Genomic DNA, 21,423 nt, shown 5'->3' on the forward strand with positions numbered 1-21,423 from the left:
TTTCGTTTTGGGTTCTAAAATATTAATTAATTGTTTTAATGTTTTCAAGCATTAGTTTCATAAGCGCATTGGCTCCCATAATGGCTTTGGTTTTAAGAAAGTCTCTAGAGGTATTGTCGCCCACTTCAAAAACTAAAGCTTCTGCACCATGTTTAACAAAGAAATAATTTCGAGACACTGCTGTAGGGATTAAGTTATCATTCGGACTAATATTCGGGTCGTAACCTGGAATTTTTTCTTTTAATTGCTCTAACCAATCGGTGACTAAATTAGGCATATTTCCTTTTAGTTTCGGATCGACCGTATAATAAATATCATCCCAGGTGGAATGGAAATCGATACCGAAATAAAACTTGCCTTGATGTTTTGCGACCACACCTTCCATGAAATCTTTTACTGCACGTGTTTCTGGCTGATTGAAGTTAGCCCAATCTCTATTTAAATCTATACCACCTGCATTATGCCTCCAAAATCCACCATCTACTCCATCAGGATTCATTAAAGGGACCACAAAAGTGGTGAAGGTTTTTCTGAACTTTTTCGCTAATTTAGAATCTGAAGAAAGAGTCTCTACAAAAGCTTTCATAGCCAGATAACCTGTAACTTCTGGCGGATGCTGTCTAGAAATAATCATAATCATGTTTTTAGGTGTTTTTTTCCCTACACGAATCATGTTTAATGGCCTGCCTTCCGTACTACTCCCAATGGTATTTTTGGTAATGTATGAGCGTTGTGTTAAACTATCCATCCAACTATTTACAAGATGTGAATTTTGCAACTCCTGCCCTGCGACCCATAAAGTATCTGGACTAATATCTAATTGTAATTTAACAGATTTTGGTAAAGCGCGACTGCCAAAGGTTTCATCGCCTTTATCAATAGCCTCATACCGTAAAGAATCTAAGGTTGTCCAATGTTTACCATCATAACTCAGTTTAGGATAATACCGATGTTTAATAGATTCTTGATAGGTTAATACTAAATTTATAGTTTGTTTTGAGTTTCCCCAAACTTTAAAAGCGTACCACGGACTCATATTTACGGGCGTATTTTCTGAAGTAATCAAAGCCGTATATGTACTATCATTATTTTGAATAATTCCGTTTAATCGAGCACCATCAAAGGTGTTAGAAAAGGTGATGCCATGATCAGGAAAATTATAGTCGCCTTTCCACTGTTTCTGGACGGGTTTAGACGTTGTAGGTACAATCTTAATCGGAGGTTGCCCTTTAAATTTTTCTTTTTGTCCAAAACTTATGGCTATTGTAAACAGAAAAACAAATAGTAAGCCTTGATTCTTAATGCTATACATACTGAAGTAAATGGTCTTATTTTTCATGATTAAATTTGTCTGAATACATTTTAAAATTCTCCTGATGCGGGCCCTCAAGTATTAATTGTTTACCACGAATAAAGGCTAGAGATAAGATATTAGACTGAATATCTAATGCATCACCAGCAGAGACAAATAAACTGGCATCTTTACCTACTGCAATGCTCCCTATACGATCATCAATACCTAATATTTTAGCAGGATTTAAGGTAATAGTTTGTAATGCGGTTGCTTTGTCTAAACCAAAGGCAGCTGCTGTTCCTGCATAAAACGGTAAATTCATAGCGTTCGATAAGGATCCTGAATGATTTAAAGCGACAACAATCCCTGCTTTTATAAGTGTATTAGGTAGACTGTAATACATATCGTAATCCATGTCTGGAGATCGTGGTAAATTATAAGTTGGTGGAAGTATCACGGGAATGTCATGTGCTTTTAAAAAAGAGGTGATTTCTAATACAGAAGCTGAAGCTTCTAACGCTATACGTTTAACTCCAAATTGTTCAGCAAACAGTATGCCTTCAATAATTTCTTTAGATTCCTTGGCATGAATGATGAGTGTTTTATCGCCTAAATATAAACCTTCCAAAGCTTCTAGCTTTAAGTTCATCCGCCTCGTTTTAGTATTGTGATAGGTTTTAGATGAAGTAAATAAATGATCTAGGGCTTTAAGATGTATGTTATATGACGGATTAGTATTCATTTGCAACGTATTGGTTGCTTCATCTGTTACTGTTTTTAATGAAGACGGCCAATGTAAATGAATCGCGGCTTCTTTTTTAAATACAGCATCTTGCCAATTCCAACCATCTAATTCCATTACCGCAGAGGTACCAGAAATAATGCCTCTTGGACGGATTGACTCTACATATAAAATCCCATTAAAACGCAATGTTGGGATGTAACTCGATCCGGTATCGAATGCATAAACGGTATTTAGATTGGGATTAAAATCGCCTTCTTCCAAAACATCGTTAGAGTGTGGAACAGCACTTATTTCCTGAATGCCGATAGTCGAATTTAAAAGAATAAAACCTGGATAAACTTGTTGTCCAGAAATATCCATAATGGTATACATTTTTTTTTCTTCGCCTAGTGCATCCTCAGGACCTAAATAAGTAATTTTTCCTTCAGTAAAACCAACGGCTGTATCTTCTAAAACACGTCCGTCTCCGGTGTGTACAGTTCCGCCGACCAACAACACTGGAGCTGTTTGGGACTGTGGCGCAAGTGGTAACTGCCCGTACATGTTGCTTGAAAATAAAACGGACACCATGACTAGCAAAAGGGTTATGTATGTATAAACTTTCATAATTTAAATGTTTTTGTTAATTGGCCATTTGAATGTATTCACAATCAAACTCAGGTTTTTCACGAGATATTTTAGCAGGAATAGCGCTGTTGTCTAATCCATCCATTTTACTTAAAATCCGAGCACGTTCGTCTTGTATAAGAGTTCTAAGCGCTCGGTCTTGTTCTATATCAAAATATATAGCGCCTTCAATTATGGTTTTTTCTGCTTTAGAATATACAGATAACGGAGGTCCTGACCATAAAACCACATCTGCAGATTTCCCAACCTTTATGCTCCCCATGCTATCATCCAAGTGTAATAATTTAGCAGGATTTAGAGTCACCATTTTTAAAGCATCTTCTGCAGAGGTTTGCCCGTATTTTATAGCCTTAGAGGCTTCGTGATTTAAATGTCTAATTGTTTCTCCACTATCCGAATTAATAGCTGTAACCACACCTTCATTATTCATAATAGTAGCATTATAAGGAATCGCATTTCGGGTTTCCCATTTAAAATTCCATCGGTCAGAAAAGGTACTACCTCCTACACCATGTTCTCGCATTTTATCGGCAATTCTATAGCCTTCCAAAGCATGTGTAAAGGTATTTATGGTAAATCCAAAACGGTCGGCCACATCCATAAGCATGAGCATCTCTTTTTGTTGATAGGAATGTGACGAAATAAACCTCTCCCCTTTTATAACCTCTAACATGGCTACATGGACTAAATTTTTCCGAGGCATAATAGCTTTTGCTTTCTTTTTCTTTGATAATTGATTGTAGGCATTCCAACTTTTTTCATATGCTAAAGCTTCTACAAAAGCATCGGTATAAAATTGTTCCATTCCCATTAAACTTCTAGGGAAGCGAATAGATGGTGCACTTTTAGAACGTTTCGGATTCTCACCCAATGCGAATTTTATAAAATGGTCTGCCCCTTTTATTTTAAGGTCTTCAGGTGATGCGCCCCATTTTAATTTAATTAAAGCAGACTGACCGCCAATTGGATCTGAAGAACCATGCAGTAACTGTGCAGCAACAACTCCACCCGCCAAGGCTCTGTAAATCCCTGGATCTTCAGAATCTATAACATCATTCATACGTACCATACTCGAATTTGGGGCGACTTCATTAATACCATTTAAGGCGATATGCGAATGTTCGTCTATAATTCCAGGCGTTACATGTTTGCCTTGTCCATCTATAAGCCTCGCATCGTTTACAACTAAATCTTTTCCAATTTTTGCTACTTTACCATTTTCTAAAAGTAGATCTGTATGTTCAAGAATCCCAGCAGCTTCATTGGTCCAAATGGTGACATTAGTAATTAATAACTTTTCAGATGTCACTTTATCTGGACGTCCATAAGCGACAAAAGGATAATATACAGCTCCTAGTTCGTCTTGGTGTTTAACGGATTGTGTTTTATCTGCTATTGCAGGAGTGCTTATTTTTTCTGCAGTCCATTGTACAGAATCATGAAAATTAACAACTCCAGTGCCTTTAAAAGAAAGACTGTCGCCTACAACACGCTTCCACCCTTTTAAGTTGAATTGATTGCCTTGCGATGTAAATTGTAACACAGGAAGTTCGCCATCCATTTTAAAATCGGCTTTACTTTTTTGTCCGTCTGCTGTAATAACTTCAGCCTCAAATTTTCCTTTCTTGTACGCCACTTGCAATGTAATACTCTCAGTTCCTGCTTTCAAAGCATACATCCCTATAAGATCATGGTCTATAGTGTTTTGTACTGGGTAAGCTGTACCTTTAATCCAATTCTCTAATAGTAAAGTTTCGGCTTCAAATAGGTCGCCATCAGCAATAATAAAATTGGCAAGTGTCCCCTGTTTTAATGTTCCAACCAAGTCCTCTACCTTTAATAATTTAGCAGGTGTTGTGGTTAAACTTGCTAGGGCTTCTGTTTTAGATAATCCATAACTTACGGCTGTTCTTAAATGTTCTAAGAAATCTGAAGGTTGTTCTTGCGGATATGTTGTAAGTGCAAACGGAATATCATGCTGCTCTAGTCTAGATGGATTTGTAGGGGCTAATTCCCAATGCTTTAAATCGGTTAAAGTAATCTTGTTGGTAATTACAGGATCGGATACATTATATGCCGACGGAAAATTTATAGGGATAATTAAAGGCGAATTTAGTTCTTTAATCTCTGCGATACGTTGATACTCATTTCCTCCTCCTTTTATAATAAAGTCGATATTAAATTCTTCTCCAATATTACGGACCTGAATATCTGTTAACCAATCTTTAGCCTCAAATATTTGTGGCAAGTTTTTATTGGCTTCAATAGCTTCTAAACCTAAGTCTGTAAACGAACGATCTGGATTTGCAGTATACCATTTGGCATCGTAAAAGGTTTGTCTTAATAATGCAATAGACCCCATAGGTGAAATTGGATAATCTTGTGTAGATGTGCCCTTATTAAACGAATAATGACTGGCTACATTATTTTTTAACACCATAGTATTTTCATTGCCATCACCAAGGGCTACAAATGTTGCCGTACCACGAGCTATACCATCTGGCCGCATACTGGCTACAGTACCGAAACCTTGGGCTCTTAAGGTGATTGCGCGTTTATGATCTACACCAAAATGCGCTATACTGCTATAATCCGATTTAATAGCTTCATTCCCATTATAAGGTCCGGGAATACTAGACTGTATTTGTTCTCTTTTAATAAACGGATTTTCTCTTTTAGGGAGTTTAACTTCTGGTTGACCGTACGTGCTAAACATATCTATAAATGAGGGATATATGTATTTTCCTTTCAGATCTATTGTTGTGTATCCGTTGGGTATCGTTTTACCTGTTGTCACAGACACAATTACACCATCTTTTATGAGTAAGGTGGCCTGATCTAAACGGGTTAACGGATCTATAAAGATAGTCGCATCTGTAAAAGCGATGCGTTGCGGTCGGGAATCGGTAACGTCATTTTTTGGAAAGGTCTCCTGACTGTACATTTGTGCTCCTGAGGCACAAAAACTGAGTACCAAAAGATATTTATAAACGGTTGTATACTTCATTTTTGAGGGTTTAAAATTACTGTAATAATTAGAGACAGTGATAAACACCTGCTTTTAAGAAGACAAAAAGCAAGAGTAAATTGGCGGTAATAAAATTCTGAGAGGCTAAAATAACCTCCCAGAACTGACTATTAAATAAAAAAATTAATGAATGAGTTGTTCTAAAGCTTCTAAATATTGTGTAACAGATTTAGAAAAGGCTTTAGAAAATGCTATCCGATTGTCCTCAGAATCACGAACCCCCTTATAATTAGCTTCTATTTGTAACCCAAATACTTTAGGATACTTTAAAGATGTATAGCGTCTGGTATTATATCCTCCCGTAAAATAAGGCTCATCTGCCTTTGGAAAAGGGTCTTGTAAACTTGGAACCGCAGGAAAACCATTGGTTTCAAAGAATGTTCCTAAAGCATGTTCTCCAATTAATAAATCTTTAGTCGATTGGTCTTTTGTCATATCCACTAAGTTTTGAATAGACGATTTAGAATCTATAACTAAGTCACTAGTACTAGTCTGCTCTAAATCTGTTTTAGATAAAGCGTAACCTAATTCTAAGCGTTTAATAGGATGACTCTGACCATGTAAATCGATATAAAGTGCATAGCCATATTCTGCGATGGCCTTAGACAGAGCTGCTTCAATATAGGTGTGGTATTGCTTCCAAGTAGTATACATATCTGCATTTCCACAAGTTGCTTCTTCCATATCGCGATTCAAATCTATTTTAGTCCGTGCAATTTGTGCTACAATTAAATAAGGTTCTTGTCCTTGCGCTTTAAATGCGTCCCTAATATTGTAAGCTAACAAAGCTGTATTATCGTCTGCAACACGAGCACCACAGGTCCGGTCTGCTATAGTTGTGGGTTTTATACCTCCACCATGTGGCACACTAATCACCACAGGAATGTTCCCTTGAGTTGCTTCTAACCAAGATGCATCATAAATTTCAGCTATCTCAACAGGACTACTAGTTTGTGTTACCGTTTTTTTGCTGCTACACTGCAATTGTAAAAATGCAGTGGTAACTAACAAACATAAAAGGCTGTTATTTTTATTAAAAACGGATGTAAACACGCCTTTTACATACAATGTATTATCTGATACTTTATATATCTTCATAACTGTTTTATTATTGATTAACTGCTGTTGCTTCATATAAACCAGGCTCTGAAGGCGCATTGGTATTCGATAACATTTCATCTTCAGGATATAACATACGTTCTACATTTTCTGTACTTGTAGCTACATTTAAAGGAAAAGGTACAGCAATATCAGAATCTGATTTCTGCAACCTTCGTGTATCATCAAAGGCCATAAACGTGGTGAAACCAGACACATAACGTTCTTCAATAATTTCTCTTAATAAAGCACGATCGGTATCAATACTATCAGTATTTTCTATCCCGCCAGCTGCAAAATCATCTGTAGTATAGGCCTCATAAGTATAAGGTTCTGAAGCAAAATTATCGTTAAGAAAATTTCCTGTACTTAAATACGCTCTTAAGGTATTTAAATGCTCTAGTCCTGTAGAAAATCCACTACTTCTAAGCCCTGATTCTGCCAAAATTAGAAGATTCTCTTGATACGTAATCATAGGCTGAGATTCTAATTCTTGTGCGATTCCGAGATTAGAATCTCCACTGGTTTGATCTATAAAATAGTATTGCGATCTTGCAGTTTCGTCTGTTTTCGCATTATTACGCGATGCACTATTGCTAGCATCTAATAAGGTTTCAAGATAACTGCCAGTTGTTCCCATATATGGTCCCGCTTCTAATAAAACGTAAAGCTTATTTTTAGTACTATTTTCTCCGGTGATGTCTAACGGATTAAACATCATATTATTTTCACTAGACGAAATACCATTTATAGCGGCACTATATGCTAAACTATACGCTTTGGTGTGAGTGTAATAACGGGCTTTAAGTGTCCACGCAGATTCTAACCATTTTTCACTATCACCATCAAAAATATAATCTTCAAGCACACCATAATCACCTGCATTTTCAAGGTTAACTATAGCTTCATCTAAAAGCAATTGCAATTGTTCAAATACAACAGCTTGATCATCAAAAGCTGGGTTTTCAATATCTGTTAAAGCTTCTGAATACGGAATATCACCAAATAACGAGGCGTACGTCCCTACCAAATGTGCTTCTACGACTTGAGAGATCCCTAATAATAGGGTGTTTTCTGTAGTTCTATCTTGTATCTCACGTAAGGGTGTTAATACACTTTGGTAACCATCCCAGTCAAATGTACTACTCGTAACATTGTACTGATAGCGTTCTAATTCTGTTTGTTCATAGCCAACAAGTTGTCCAGACCAATACGCAGACATTCTGCTGTAAGATCCTAATTGAATGGCGATATTTGAGAGTTCTGCACCATTTAAAAACAGCCCAGCATCTATATCATCTAAAGTTAATTGATTCGGATTTTCATTTAAATCGTCGACTAAGTTTTCACAACCAAAAGAAATAAAGGCCGTGAAAATCAATAAATATATTTTATATGTGGATTTCATATGCATTGGATTTTAAAAATTAGCTTGAATGTTAAACAAAAAAGATCGTGTCCCTGGGTTGTTAAAGTAATTCATACCGAAAGCATTACTCACCCCGTAGTTATTGGTCTCTGGATCGACATCTAAAATGTCTGTCCATAAAATTAAATCTCGTCCAGTAACCGAAACTCGTAAAGATTCTAAAGCTAGTTTTTTACTCAACTTCAGGTTTGTTAAAGTATACCCTACCGTCACATTTCTAAGTTTGGTCCATGTCGCATCTTCAATATAAAGATCATTAGTCTTATTAAATCCTAAGCCACCGCCTATACCGCGATACCAAGATTCATCTAGTAATACATTTCCATTCCCAAAATCTCTTATATTTCCACGAACTGTAGTTCCTGCAGCAAACACATCGCCATTTACATTAACTAACTCTTCCGATAAGGTGATTTCTTTGGCCACATTGGCATGGTTTCCAAAACCGTAAAGCACAATATTGGTACGGTTTATATAATCTCCTCCATGAGAGTGTTCAAATAAGAAATTAAAATCGAAGTCTTTATATTCAAAACTCATCCCTAAGCCACCACGCCAATCTGGGTTTGGATCGCCTAATACACGACTTTCGGTATCTAATTGCGGAAACCCGTTAGCGTCTAAGTCTAAACTATTATCAGCATTTCTTAAAGTTCCTGGTAAATAAAAAGAACTCATTGGATAACCTTTAACGGCTTTGGAAGTCCCTCCAATATCTACTGTTTCTGCGCCAGCAATATCAACAACTTTATTTCTATTGTTGTTATAGTTAGCATTTAAAGACAATCTTAAATCTTCTGTTTGCATCAACTTACTTGTAAAATCTATTTCAAGTCCTTTGTTTTCGATAACTGCTGCATTTTTATAATTGGTACTGAAACCTGAACTCGGATTTGCTTTTACAGCAAATAAAATGTCTTTGGTTTCATTACTATAGTATGTAACTCCTAAACTAATCCAATCTTTAAAGAATCGTAAATCTGTACCAACTTCCCATTCTGTTTTAATTTCTGGTCTTAAATTAGAGTTCCCTTTTTCTGAATCGACCATAAATGCACCACCAAAAGATGAAAATCCTGTAGTCGCCAAAGTTTCAAATTTATAAGGTTCGGGTTGTATCCCTACTTTACCCCATGTGGCTCTAAACTTTCCAAAGCTCATTACTTCTGTTGGTAAGATATCTGTAAATTGCCAAGCCAATTCAACTGAAGGATAGAAAAAACTACCTTTAATGGTTGATGCAGCTTCCATAGCTCCAGATAAATTGATAAATAATTGTTCGTAAAGGTTAATACCTAAAATACCGTAACCACGATTAGATCGTATTTTTGTTAGTGTTCTATCCCAAGAGGTTGCAGACTGATCAGGATTTAAATCGGGAGTGGTTAAATCTGAATCTACTGCAAACGGGCTAATCGTATTATAATTTACTACACGGTCTCTATCATTATAGTTAAATCCTAAAGTTGCAGAAACTTCTATGTTTTCATTAAAATCGTGATTAGCGATAGCAATTCCATCAAAATTAAGTTCTTTATTTACAATATCTGTTTGGCTCCAGTAACCACCACTACGTGTACTACTAGCCGATCCTATGGGGTAAAACTCACTTCTGGTATCGTTATAATAATCCATACCTCCACGTAAAATAATTTTTAACCAATGTACAGGATCTACAGTTAATTCCGGATTGATAATAAATCTGTTTACATCACTCGGTGCTTTTTGTTCATTTAGTGTCCAAAGCGGGTTGTTATAAATCGGGTTTTCTGCTTCTCCTAAATGTCTTCTGTAAGAACGTTGGCGGTTGGTATAAATATCTCCGCTTGCTGTAGTATAAGTCCCTTTATAATCTGTGATATCAAAATCTGGCGAACCTCTTAACAAACCTAATAATACGCCATTAGTTGTTTCTCCGGCTTGTACAATTCGGTTAGATGTTGTATTGGTGTAAGACACTCTGTTGTTCCATGTTAACCAATCGGTGACTTGAAATTTAGTGTTCAGTCTAATGTTTTGGCGGTTGTAATCGTAGTTTTGTATAATCCCTTCTTGAGCTAGATTTTCGTAACTAAAAAAGTAAGAGGCTTTTTCTCCACCTCCATTCACAGAAATATTGTGTTGGTCGTAACTTCCTGTTCTAAATACTTTATCGTAATTGCTGTCTCTATACGTTGCTGTAGAGTTTTTATCAATCACATTGTAATAGCGTTCACCTGTGGTGTTCGATACAAAAAAAGCACCATCCGTATCTACAACATCGGCTTCTCCTGAACGATCTGCTATTTTATCTCCCCAAGATTCACCATAAGATACATTGTAAACACCATCTCGTCCTTGTCCGTAAGCGTTTTGTAAACGGGTTTTAACACTAATATCATCATAAGATTTTGAGAACGAATATTGTACCGTAGGTTTCTTATTTAGCTGACCACTTTTTGTAGTAATCATTATCACCCCGTTTGCAGCACGAGATCCCCAAAGCGCTGCTGCCGATGCACCTTTTAATATTTGTACCGAAGCAATATCTTTTGGGTTAATATCATCTAATCGGGATTGCTGGCTTACAGTGACACTCCCAATATTATCATTACTTACTGGTATACCATCTAAAATGATTAAAGGCTGACTGGCACCTTCAATTGTATTGGCACCACGAATTTGAATGGAAGATCCAGCTCCAGGATCTCCGTTAGACTTTCCAATACGTACTCCAGAAGCTTTTCCAGCCATAGAGTTAATTAACCCTGTTTCTCCAGAGCGTTCAATATTATCAGATTTAATAGAAGAACTGGTCGCTCCAGATTTATCTTTTAATTGTGTAGTTCCAATCGCTGTAATAATAACTTCATCTAAGTTATTTAATCCAGGTGTCATAGCCACATCTATGGTTTGTTCTACACCAACAATGCGTTCTGTGGTCTCATAGCCTACGTAAGAGAATACCAAAGTTTTACCTTGATCAACATCCAAGGCGTAATTTCCATCAAAATCTGTAGAAACCCCAATATTACTTCCTTTAACTATAACACTCACTCCGGGTAGTGGTAAATTGTTCTCGTCTGTTACATTTCCTGTTATACGAATAACATCTTCGGAGCTTTGTAAAGCCTTGTTTGGTATAGTATCTTTTGCAATCAATACAATTAGCTTTCTCCTAATTTCAAAAGACACATTGCATTCTTCTAACACGAGTCCCATTAGGGTTCCTATTTCTACATCATGGACGTCTACCGACACTTTTCTATTTAAATCAAGCGTGGCATCTTTATAAAGAATGTTATAATCTGTGTTACGTTCAATTTCATTAAAAATGGTACTTAAAGTGGCATTCTCCATTTTCATTGAAATGAATTGCAGAGCATGAGAGGGTTTAGCGCTAACCTGAAACAAGACTGCAAATAAAAATAAGGTCAGCATTTTTATTTTCAGCTTTATTTTTGCTCTAAAATAATCTCTGTATAGTGCGTTTTTCATATATTAATGTGGTTTAATGGTTAATTTTTAGCTATTAAATATTTGGTAGCTCTGTTGGTTTAATGCAGAGGCTTCACAATGTTAATTGGGTTTATGGCATAGGCTTTTTGGTGTTATGAGTTAATATAATATGATCGTCTTTTAAAACGTATTCAAAGGTTTTAAGTCTTTGAAAACCTTGTAGTACTTCTTCTATACTTTCGGTTTTAAAGCGTCCTGTAAATTTTTCTGATTTTAAACTGTCATTTTCAATATCAATTTTAACAGAATAGTGTCGTTCTAATTTTTTTGCAATGTGAGAGAATGTTTCATTTCTAAAATAAAGTATTCCTGAGATCCAAGCGGTATAGCGGCTTACATCTACATCGGTCACTTCTATATCATCTTGATTCGGACTATAAGTGGCCATTTGATTGGGTTTTAAAAACACTTCAGCTGAAGCAAGGTTTTCTTGTTGAGACACAGCCACACGCCCTTCAACCAGAACCACATGTGCAACATCATCGTCCGGATAACTTGAAAAGTTAAACTCTGTTCCTAAAACACGCGTCTCTAATAGTTTAGATTGTACCATAAAAGGTCTTAACGAATCTGAAGTCACCGAGAAATAGGCTTCTCCGATCAATTCCACATGTCGTTCTCCAGTGGTATAGAAAGCAGTCGGGTAAGTAAAAGTAGTTCCTGAATTTAAGTGGACTTCTGTACCGTCAGACAAAACCACCTGAAAAGTTTTTCCATAAGGTACATGTACGGTATTGTAAACGAGCGGCTGATGTTCATCTATGGTATTGACTTCATCTACATTGTATATAAGTTTTGTTCCTTCCTGTTTCGCTACAACGGCATTGGCGTTAGAGATAACATGAAAAGCTTTAGTATTCAATATATCTTGTTTTCCATTTCCAAATGTAATAGTTACTTCTTGTTGGACTTTAACAGCCGTTCCAGATTGCTTTAAAAACAAATAGCTTGTGCCAGCTAAAGCCACAATTAATATAGCAGCATACTTTAACCACACTTGTGCACGCTTCTGTTTTTTAAACATACTATTAAATTTAAACAGTAAGTCTTTTTTAAAATGTTCGGCTTCGCCATTGTTTTTATCGCGCGTAATTAAATAGTGCAGTTCTACATAATCCTTATAAGCCTCAGGGTTTCTCTTGATCCAAGCCGTTAAAACTTGAATTTCTTCTGGACTCGCTGTATTATTCAAAAATTTGTTAATGATTATCGAAATATTGTTGTTTTTCTTCATCGTTCGTTGAGAATTGTCGAATTGTTATTAGTGTAACGATTGGTTTTTACAAAACCCTTGGTTATTTTCAATATTTATTAATAATATTGAAGTGTTTAAAAGAAAACACTGTATGAATCCTAACGAATTACTTAATAAAGATGATATTATCGCAATGCAAAACAGCGATAAAAAAGTCTTTGTTAGAGTAATCGATTTGTACTATAACGATATGTATGTTTATTCCAAAAGCCTCTGCAGAGACGAGCTTTTAGCAAAAGATTTAGTCCAAGACATCTTCTTTAAATTATGGGAAAAACGGGACACCTTAAATGAGAATACCTTTATTAAAGGATGGCTGTATAAAAGTATTAAACACAAATACCTAGACCATATAAAAAAATACAGTCGAGAGACATATTTTCTTGAAAAAACCTTTTCGGATACCTTAACCACGGTAATTCAACAGGAATATGATGAAAACCTAAATAGAAAATTAGCTTTGCTAGAACAGGAAATTGAAGTCCTTCCAAAAAAATGCAAACAGGTTTTAATCATGAGTAAAAAAGAAGGTTTGACTAATATAGAAATTGCTGATTACTTAGGTATTTCTATTAAAACTGTAGAAGGCCATCTTACTAAAGCCTTCAAAATTCTAAAAGATAATTTAAACGGTAAATACCAATTACTATTCACTTTTATGTGCCTTGATAGCAACGAGCTTAATGAATAGTATTGTCATTTAAAGAACCCTGTCGTACCAAAAACCATGTCATTCCGAGGTATCGAGGAATCTCATCATCAGAACTCCAAACAAATCCCAACCAACAATCAAAAGATTCTTCACTCCGTTCTTAATGACAGTAACCAATAAACTCTATCAGTCGAAGTAACCTTGTCATTCTGAGGCATCGAGGAATCTCATCATCAAAACTCCAAACAAATTCCAACCAACAATCAAAAGATTCTTCACTCCGTTCTGAATGACAGTGAGCAATAAATCCTGTAATTACAAGTAATATTGTCATTCCGAGGCACGAGGAATCTCATGATTAAGACTCCAAAAACAATCCTAACTAACAATCATAAAATTCTTCACTGCGTTCTGAATGACAATAATCAATAAACTCTATCATTCCATATAACCGTGCCATTCCGAGGCATCGAGGAATCTCATCATCATAACTCCAAGTAAATTCCAATTAGCATTCAAAAGATTCTTCACTCCGTTTTGAATGACAATAATCAATAAACCCTATCTGTCCAAATAACCGTGTCATTCCGAGGCATCGAGGAATCTCATCATCAAAACTCCAAACAAATTCCAACCAACAATCAAAAGATTCTTCACTGCGTTCTGAATGACAGTGAGCAATAAACCCTGCCATTACTAATATTCAGTGTCATTCCGAGGTATCGAGGAATCTCACGATCAAAACTCCAATCTAATTCCAACCAACATTCAAAAGATTCTTCACTCCGTTCTGAATGACAGTAACCACAACCATATGTTAATGTATCTTCATATACTGTTAAAATTAGCCCTCCGTCAGCCAATGTTTTCGGCAATTAGCTTATATTATTTGCTGTAAAAATAATACATCAAAATGCCTTATAAGTTATTACTAGTGCTATTATGTTTTAATGGTTTATATAGCCATGCGCAAACCCGATATGTAGATCGCGTGTTTCCCACGTTTACCACAAAAACACTAACCTATTCCATTAGAGCTAAAGACACTCTAAAACTAGATATTTACCAACCCGAAAACGATTCGCTTAAAAAACGCCCCTTATTTGTTATGGTACATGGTGGCGGATTTATCTCTGGAGCAAGAAACGATAATTCCAATGTTTCCTTGGCACAAGGGATTGCCAAACGTGGTTATGTGGTCGCTTCTATAGATTACCGATTGGCAACAGATAAAAAGATATTCAGTTGTCAATCCCCGCTACTGGGAGCCATGCAGACCTTTAATAATGCCGAAGAAGATATTCGCGATGCCTTAATATATCTCACACGATATAAAGACAGTTTTGGTATAGACGCTTCTAAAATTATACTGTTTGGAAGTAGCGCTGGTGCAGAAATCGTACTAAACATTGCCTATAACAAAACAGTTTTCGCACAAAAGGCAGACGACTATAAAAAAATTAAAATTGCAGGTGTTGTCTCTGTTGCAGGCGCCATTCTTAATAGCGAATCTATAGACAAATCTAATGCGCTACCTACAGTTTTGTTTCATGGGATGGACGATAAAGTAATTCCTTACGACCATGGTGCACACCACAACTGCTATAAAACAGCTCCTGGCTATTTTGCCATGGACGGCTCAAAAAAAATAGCAGAAAAATTGGATCAACTCAATACCAGTTATATGTTGTATAGTTTTAAAAATAGAGCCCACGATATTTTTAACCTCCCGGAAGAAGACAGTCAAGAGGCCTTTAGTTTTATCAATAAAGTCGTCTTTAATAAGATGTTCCACCAAACCAAAATCATGAAGTAAGTTAATCTGATACTGTCATTCCGAGGCTCGAGGAATATCTTGATAAATGTTATGTTGATGTTGTAATTCTGAGGTAAGAGGAATCTGTTGAGGTTTACTCTAAAATTCTATTTATATAGAATCAAACCCCACTTAAACCCAATGCCATACCTACTCCATACCAAAGCCATAGATACTCCATAGATAGTCCATGGAAACCTTATGGATAGAAATGCAAAAAGCGCCATGAAATTCACGGCGCTTTTTATATATAGGCGATATAACATCGCCTAATTGAGAGTCTGGTATCATTTACATTTACTCACACGTATAATCTGAACCAGATTCTATCGTGCCTTGATTACTTAAGGCATAGTTTTCTAGTCCAACATAATCTGTAGCATATTTAGAAACTCTAAATACAGAATTACTGCTAGCCACAGCATACTGATCGACTATACCACTTTCTGAAACAGGATTCACATATTCCCAAACGGTTTCTCCTGCATAATTCACTTCTGTAAACGTTCCTGAAGACCCGACTCCAATTAATGTGTTACCGTTAGATAAACGGCGTGCACCAGATATATAAGGAGAGAACATATTACTCGGTGTTTCATCAGTATACGTCCATTGGAACGCTGAAGGGGTGTATGCACCATCTTCTAAAGTATACGATCCGTCGGCACTCACTTCAGTATCGATGACATTAACCGAAGAATAACTCGATCCGGTTGCGCTTCCTGCCTGATTATTAAACACCATAATCATACCGCCATCAATATAATCAGTATCAATCCAATTCGCATCATGCTGATTGAATAATTGCTGATCGCTAGAACTTCCTTGATCGTAGGTTTGCGGATTCCCCCAACGGTATAAGAAATCGCCTCCTTGGCCATGTGTTCCGCCTTCGTGAGTTGCGGCTTCAGCTGTAGTTGTAGAGTGATCTATAATATAAAATTCACTATAACTTCTGCTGCTAACTACAATTTGGTCTAAAGTCTCGTTATAATCGATAGCATTAAAATGTAACCAATCGGCTTCTTCATCACTTTCGTAATCGTAATTAATATTTAATAATCCAGGATTATCGGCAACCACACCGTAATTATCGGCAGTGGCATCTTCATCTTGTACAATATGATCCCAAGCATGCCATTCCCAAATCACTTCTCCTGTACCAGCAGTTAAATCGGGTTGAATTTCAATAATCTTTTCAGACCATAATTCTGAAATGTAATCGGTACGTCCTGCTGTTGCCACTTCTGTAGCTGTCTTTTTTTCCCAAGCAATCACGAGTATATTACCATTATCCATATATTCCACATCGTGGTGTTGTAATTCGGTGGTAGAGGCTACATCATAGTCCCAAACAACAGTACCTTCTGCATCTAGCAATTCTATAATTCCACCTTGTCCGCCAGCCACAAAACTGGTGCTACCCACATCGCCAGGACGTAATAAATAGCCATTTTCTAAAAGGTAAAAAGAGTGAGCTGGTAAATAATCAGACGCCCAAGTATACATTAAATCACCACAATTATCAATAAGATATGTATTCATGCTGCGTAATGGAGAAAATAAGGTGTAAGCATCTTCAGCTTCCGATGTATTGAGTTTTAAACCCACGGTATAATCAGAATTAGATGTTGTACCATCAGTAGTTGTATCGTCTGTGGTATCTGTTTCTGTGTAACTGTCGTCGTCACTACAATTGGTGAGCGTTAATGCTAAAAAGAATAAGGATAATAAAGGGATATATTTCATAAGTCTTAAGATATTTAATACTTACAAATGTCAATATTATACCGCTAAAACAGTAACCATATTACATGTATTCTGTGAAACCCATTCCCTACTCTGCATGTGATATTTTTCACTCTGTAGGTCCTTAAATAAAATAGCAGATTAGCCGATTTTAGGTCTTAAAATTGTTGTTTTACTAGGCTGAAATCTACGAAAAGTCAATAAAAAAAATGATTAACCTGCTTTGGTATTTAAATCTTTAATTAAATGAAACGCATAATACAATATGATAGCTGCTGATATCCCGATACAACACCACATAAACCAGGGTTGTTGCCATAAAGATATTGGCTCTGTCTGTGGCTTTTCTGGAGTTACAGTGGTTAAACTACGCATACGGACTACAGGTAAAGCGCGTGTTTGGGTTTGGGCTACTTCTGAGAGATCGTACTCTGGAGCTTGTAATTCGGGATCGCCTGCCGAAAACGTATAAGCTTGCTTGGCATTTAAATGTGCAACCACATACTTTGGAGTCTGTAACAGTTGAATTTGAGGAATAACTAATTTAGGATTGTCCTTATTTTCAATCTCTATATACAATTCTTTTGTTTTTAGCATCGGAATATCAAAAACCAAAGGCGCATCGGAACGGATCTCAAAACTAGTAATCACATTAGTATATGTTTCCATAACATGATTCACTTCGCGTTCACGTAAAGTATATACTTTAGCTTGTCGGCTATACAACTCAGGTGATGTAATGGCCATGGAAATCTGATTGACAACTTCTGGCTCTGCAAAACGGATTTGAATTTGTGTGCTTTTATCTTGCTCTGTATAAGATATAGATCCTAGTGGAAGCACCTCTTTATCTACAGGAACCAAATTTACCATTTCGGCTGATGCTGTTCCGATATTTATCAGATTTATGGGTAAAGACTGTGCATCATCAAACACCAATTTTAAATACGGATAGTCACATTTAGGAAACTGAATGACTTTATATACACTGGTTGCATCAGCATGATTTAAATCCTGAAGCAAACCATTATTAACGAGTCCGTACCATTGCTTAGTATCATAACTTCCAGCTAATTGATACCCTTTATTGCCCTGATAATTGGCTATAGAAAGTACAGCTTCGGTGAGAGTTGCTTTAGGGTTTTTAAAGATATAAACAGAACTGCTATCGCCTACTCGTGTATTAGATAGAATATCGAAAGCGCTAAAATTAGACACCGTAGTCCGGCTATATGCACGAGTTGGGTGTATAAAATACGGCACCTGTTGCCCTGTCGCATCCCAAATCCTAAAGTCATTTAAATTAGATTGCGCATAAGATAACACTGAATGTGATATGGGAATAAGATATAACCCATCAGCAGGTACAGTGTCTAAATTACCAGTGATAGTGGGACGCTGACCAAAGGCAGAAACCACACTAAGTAGCACACACAATTTAATCCATAGTTTCATGTTCTGTTGTATTGTCTTCATCGGTGACTAAAACTTTGATTTTTTGATATATAAATGAAATAACTAAGATAAGTACTCCTAATAATATAAAGGCGATAATCTTTCCGGTTTCAGACACATTACTGATGTCGTACACAAACAGCTTAACAATAGTCAGTCCTAAAAGTGATAACGCAATAATACGTAAGTGTTTCAGCTGTTTTTTGATACCCCATAATAACAAGCCAAAAGCAAGTACACCCCATAATATTGGAAGTCCCGTTTTTATAATCTTATACTTAGCGGCGTAAAACTGCTCATAAGCACTTGTAAATTCATCTGAAATTGTTGAGAAATCCATCATATACAACCCTTGTAAAATCACTTCGTTACTCGCAATGAGCACCAAAATAAATACAGCAAACCACAATGCTAATTTATGATTAAAGATCTGAAACACCTTTTTAGGCGTATTGGTTTTGTAAATCAGTATCCAGAAATACACCATACACACTAAAGACACCAAATGCAGATAATATGCCAAAGTAGAATCTAAACCATAAGCAACATTATCCTCTAATTCTGCAAGCGGAAGCTGAATAAACAATACGGCAAAAGCGAAAATATTTAAGACCGCCAAGATATTAATAAGTCTAATGGCTTTAACTGATGCATTTCTATACAATACCGCACAAAATACAGTGGTAAAGACCACATGATAAAACACAGAAATGGCTATGGTATTTTCAAAATCGTAATACGCTAAAGATTGGTAAACAACTTCTGCTAAACCAACAATATATGCAAAGATTACAGCAAGCCTACCACTTAGTTGTCTATAAGTAACCGGTTTAAAATGTAAGCCGAATTTAGATATGATTTCTGTGTCTTTACGCAATAATACGTTTACGCCTACAAAAGACGCTACGACTAAAAGTCCAGCTATAAATATAGGATTCAGAATTAAGGCTAAGTCGGAAGCATTAAAATACACTTCCCAATCCATAATCAAACTTCCAACCATTAAAGTTTGTACAATAACAGTCGCAAAACTATAGCTTTTTATTTGTGATTTTTGAGACAACCAAAGCAACATGACCGCTTCTACAGCCCAAAATATCGTTATGCTATGTCCTGAGAACTGCACCGGAATAGCCAACGTTATAAAGGTTAAACTGAGGCCTATTAACAAGTAAATACCTCTTTTATCTAAACCAAACTTCTTATACAACAATACAGAATACCCCATGTTTAATAGGGCTAAAAGCGCTGTAAAAGCACCTGTATATTCAGGTTTAAATGCCGTTAACACATACATACCTATACCATAAAACACAAAATTGTTAATGGTTAGCATGCTTAATTGTATAGTAGTAAAGCGGCCTTTATCGCGTAAATTATTAATGATGTTGGTAATGATAAAAATGATATAGAATGCAAAACCAAATACTAAAGCACCGAAGTGATGTGGTGCATCTGTTAGTTGATCTTTTAATACCCAACCGCCAAACAATACCATAGTAAATATAAACGCCAGTATGTGTAATAGTTGCCATTTTTTAAAATAGGCTAAAGTCAGTATTCCAATATCTAAAATAGCGATATATGTAAACAGTACCAGGTAGTTGCCACTGCCAGTACTAATCATAAAAGGTACAGCAAAACCACCAATAAGTGAGAGTATAGCGAGTTCCATGCGGTTATACGACAAGGAAATTAAACAACTAAAGGCAGTAATTACAACCATAATGGCAAAGGCGACTTCTTGTCCGAAGAGGCCGTATTCATGAAACGCAATGGCTATGGTAAAGTAAAAAATAGCAATGGCTCCAGCTACCAACACCGAACTAAATGGTGCATATTTTTTTCGGAGTTTATGCGCTATAAATAACACTAAACTTCCCGCTAAAATACCAATCCCTACACGTGCAGGTTCGTTAATCCAGTTTTTATCAATCGCAAATTTCACAAAATAACTAATCCCTAACACCAGAATTAGAATACCTATTTTATTAATTAGATTCTCCCCAATAAATTTCTCTAAATCAGGGTTCTTTTGTTTAAAACGTTCCCAAAGTGAAAGTGTTGGCGCCTCAGATTCTGAAGGTTCTGGCATGGTATAAAGCTCTGGCTCTGCCGCCTCAACTTGTGGTGTTGGTGATGCTTCCTCTGTTTTTGTTTCTGTAGCTGCAGACTCATCTAACGGCTGTGCTTGATAATAATCATAATCGGCGATTATAGTACGTATAAATGTCATATCAGATTGCGATGGCATATCATCTAACCCTAAAACGTCTATAATTTTCGCTCGTAATGGTGCAAGTTGTGTATAATCTGTAGTAGCTTCTGCTGTTTCAAAAAGAGATCTAATCACCTTCATATCCTTAACAGATAAGGCTGCAGCTTTTTTATACGTTGGTATATAAGGCGTTTCTATAGGTTCTGAATACACACTTTCTTCTGCGTATGAAAAGTCTACAGGAACCTCGACATGCTCCGTTTCAACAGGCTTAACCGTTTCTTTTTCAACAGTTTTAGAAGATGTATCTGACGATAATGCATCTGACAACCGATTTATCTTATCGTTTAAACGCGCTATATCGTCCTGTAGTAAAGTCCGATCTTTATGAGAGCGAGACCTTTGAAGGATTAATAAAAGTATAATAATACAAGACAGAAAATATTCCATAAACTCAGTAATTAAGATTCTCCTACAGAGATAATACGCAATGTAGTATTTATTTTAAGATTATGACTTATGATGTAACGGAAGCTTGATTGTAGTAAATTTTAATAAT

General features: G+C 36.2%; 12 protein-coding genes. 2 read left to right on the forward strand and 10 right to left on the reverse strand.

Annotation, left to right across the window (positions count from 1 at the left end; genetic code table 11):
- Positions 1-22: 22 nt before the first annotated feature.
- The 7 genes from AST99_RS08205 to AST99_RS08235 all read right to left on the reverse strand — a co-directional run bounded on the left by AST99_RS08205 (position 23) and on the right by AST99_RS08235 (position 12,911).
- Complete coding sequence (locus tag AST99_RS08205) at positions 23-1,339, reverse strand: M14 family metallopeptidase (protein WP_057781346.1); 1,317 nt, start codon at positions 1,337-1,339, stop codon at positions 23-25.
- Positions 1,329-2,645 carry an amidohydrolase family protein gene (locus AST99_RS08210; protein WP_069727825.1) on the reverse strand — a complete coding sequence of 439 codons (1,317 nt, stop codon included), beginning with the start codon at positions 2,643-2,645 and terminating at the stop codon, positions 1,329-1,331. Before AST99_RS08210 ends, AST99_RS08205 begins: the two co-directional genes overlap by 11 nt.
- A gap of 16 nt (positions 2,646-2,661) precedes the next feature.
- Positions 2,662-5,673, reverse strand: a complete 3,012-nt coding sequence (locus tag AST99_RS08215) for an amidohydrolase family protein (protein ID WP_057781350.1) — start codon at positions 5,671-5,673, stop codon at positions 2,662-2,664.
- A 144-nt stretch (positions 5,674-5,817) separates the two neighbouring features.
- The gene (locus AST99_RS08220) at positions 5,818-6,792 is read right to left on the reverse strand and encodes an N-formylglutamate amidohydrolase (RefSeq protein ID WP_157486334.1); all 975 of its coding nucleotides are present in this window, start codon (positions 6,790-6,792) and stop codon (positions 5,818-5,820) included.
- Between the two features lie 10 nt (positions 6,793-6,802).
- Complete coding sequence (locus AST99_RS08225) at positions 6,803-8,200, reverse strand: SusD/RagB family nutrient-binding outer membrane lipoprotein (protein ID WP_057781354.1); 1,398 nt, start codon at positions 8,198-8,200, stop codon at positions 6,803-6,805.
- A gap of 12 nt (positions 8,201-8,212) precedes the next feature.
- Positions 8,213-11,698 carry a SusC/RagA family TonB-linked outer membrane protein gene (locus AST99_RS08230; protein WP_083495641.1) on the reverse strand — a complete coding sequence of 1,162 codons (3,486 nt, stop codon included), beginning with the start codon at positions 11,696-11,698 and terminating at the stop codon, positions 8,213-8,215.
- A 91-nt stretch (positions 11,699-11,789) separates the two neighbouring features.
- The gene (locus AST99_RS08235) at positions 11,790-12,911 is read right to left on the reverse strand and encodes a FecR family protein (protein WP_198151436.1); all 1,122 of its coding nucleotides are present in this window, start codon (positions 12,909-12,911) and stop codon (positions 11,790-11,792) included.
- A gap of 154 nt (positions 12,912-13,065) precedes the next feature.
- Between AST99_RS08235 and AST99_RS08240 the strand changes: the two genes are divergently transcribed.
- Both AST99_RS08240 and AST99_RS08245 read left to right on the forward strand, forming a co-directional pair.
- Complete coding sequence (locus AST99_RS08240; RefSeq protein ID WP_057781360.1) at positions 13,066-13,665, forward strand: RNA polymerase sigma factor; 600 nt, start codon at positions 13,066-13,068, stop codon at positions 13,663-13,665.
- 874 nt (positions 13,666-14,539) lie between these two features.
- Positions 14,540-15,442 carry an alpha/beta hydrolase gene (locus AST99_RS08245; RefSeq protein ID WP_057781363.1) on the forward strand — a complete coding sequence of 301 codons (903 nt, stop codon included), beginning with the start codon at positions 14,540-14,542 and terminating at the stop codon, positions 15,440-15,442.
- 297 nt (positions 15,443-15,739) lie between these two features.
- On the opposite strand, the gene AST99_RS08250 is transcribed toward AST99_RS08245, so the two are convergent.
- The 3 genes from AST99_RS08250 to AST99_RS08260 form a co-directional block, all read right to left on the reverse strand.
- The gene (locus tag AST99_RS08250) at positions 15,740-17,191 is read right to left on the reverse strand and encodes an aryl-sulfate sulfotransferase (protein WP_057781365.1); all 1,452 of its coding nucleotides are present in this window, start codon (positions 17,189-17,191) and stop codon (positions 15,740-15,742) included.
- Positions 17,192-17,404: 213 nt separating this feature from the next.
- A complete protein-coding gene (locus AST99_RS08255) occupies positions 17,405-18,646 on the reverse strand; it encodes a DUF3999 family protein (RefSeq protein WP_057781367.1) in 1,242 nt (413 codons plus the stop codon).
- The gene (locus AST99_RS08260) at positions 18,630-21,314 is read right to left on the reverse strand and encodes a DUF2339 domain-containing protein (protein ID WP_232301600.1); all 2,685 of its coding nucleotides are present in this window, start codon (positions 21,312-21,314) and stop codon (positions 18,630-18,632) included. The genes AST99_RS08255 and AST99_RS08260 overlap by 17 nt, the downstream gene beginning before the upstream one ends.
- Between the last annotated feature and the right edge of the window lie 109 nt (positions 21,315-21,423).

It is taken from the genome of Formosa algae, assembly GCF_001439665.1.
Taxonomy (GTDB): Bacteria; Bacteroidota; Bacteroidia; order Flavobacteriales; family Flavobacteriaceae; genus Formosa; species Formosa algae.

What these genes read in the sequence shown, in the direction of transcription:
- AST99_RS08205 (WP_057781346.1), bottom strand. Translation starts at nt 1,339, where the DNA reads ATGAAAAATAAGACCATTTACTTCAGTATGTATAGCATTAAGAATCAA.
- AST99_RS08210 (WP_069727825.1), bottom strand. Translation starts at nt 2,645, where the DNA reads ATGAAAGTTTATACATACATAACCCTTTTGCTAGTCATGGTGTCCGTT.
- AST99_RS08215 (WP_057781350.1), bottom strand. Translation starts at nt 5,673, where the DNA reads ATGAAGTATACAACCGTTTATAAATATCTTTTGGTACTCAGTTTTTGT.
- AST99_RS08220 (WP_157486334.1), bottom strand. Translation starts at nt 6,792, where the DNA reads ATGAAGATATATAAAGTATCAGATAATACATTGTATGTAAAAGGCGTG.
- AST99_RS08225 (WP_057781354.1), bottom strand. Translation starts at nt 8,200, where the DNA reads ATGAAATCCACATATAAAATATATTTATTGATTTTCACGGCCTTTATT.
- AST99_RS08230 (WP_083495641.1), bottom strand. Translation starts at nt 11,698, where the DNA reads ATGAAAAACGCACTATACAGAGATTATTTTAGAGCAAAAATAAAGCTG.
- AST99_RS08240 (WP_057781360.1), top strand. Translation starts at nt 13,066, where the DNA reads ATGAATCCTAACGAATTACTTAATAAAGATGATATTATCGCAATGCAA.
- AST99_RS08245 (WP_057781363.1), top strand. Translation starts at nt 14,540, where the DNA reads ATGCCTTATAAGTTATTACTAGTGCTATTATGTTTTAATGGTTTATAT.
- AST99_RS08250 (WP_057781365.1), bottom strand. Translation starts at nt 17,191, where the DNA reads ATGAAATATATCCCTTTATTATCCTTATTCTTTTTAGCATTAACGCTC.
- AST99_RS08255 (WP_057781367.1), bottom strand. Translation starts at nt 18,646, where the DNA reads ATGAAACTATGGATTAAATTGTGTGTGCTACTTAGTGTGGTTTCTGCC.
- AST99_RS08260 (WP_232301600.1), bottom strand. Translation starts at nt 21,314, where the DNA reads ATGGAATATTTTCTGTCTTGTATTATTATACTTTTATTAATCCTTCAA.